Source organism: Sagittula sp. SSi028 (genome assembly GCF_048553715.1).
Classification (GTDB): Bacteria; Pseudomonadota; Alphaproteobacteria; order Rhodobacterales; family Rhodobacteraceae; genus Sagittula.
In genome coordinates this window covers 1-361 of the sequence record NZ_JBLZNC010000059.1, presented here as the reverse complement: position 1 = coordinate 361, position 361 = coordinate 1, and the positions used below count along the sequence as shown (strand labels likewise).

Annotated in this window: 1 protein-coding gene; it reads left to right on the top strand. The window is 70.6% G+C overall.

Annotated features, from left to right (window positions below; all coding sequences use genetic code 11):
* Positions 1 to 361, top strand: a 361-nt coding sequence (locus ACN5AZ_RS18755; RefSeq protein WP_419430403.1) for a zinc-binding dehydrogenase, incomplete at both ends; no start/stop codon positions are given.

The window sequence follows — 361 nt, the reverse complement described above, 5'->3', positions numbered from 1 at the left end:
CGCCACCTCGTTCCGGGCGGTCATCGACCAAGGGAAAGTCAGCGCCGGTCAATGGGTTGCGGTGCATGGCTGCGGCGGCGTCGGCCTCTCGGCGGTGATGATCGCGGCGGCAGCGGGCGCTAACGTGATCGGGGTCGATCTGGACCCGGCCAAGCTCGCCATGGCGCGCGATCTCGGCGCGGTGGCGGTGATCGACGGGCGCGAGGCGGACGTTCCCGCCGCCATCCGGGAAACCACCAAGGTCGGCGCGCATGTCTCGCTTGACGCGCTGGGGCATCCCGTGACCATGACCAACTCGATCCTCTGCCTGCGGCCGCGCGGCAAGCACGTGCAGGTCGGCCTGATGCTGGGCGACCACGCC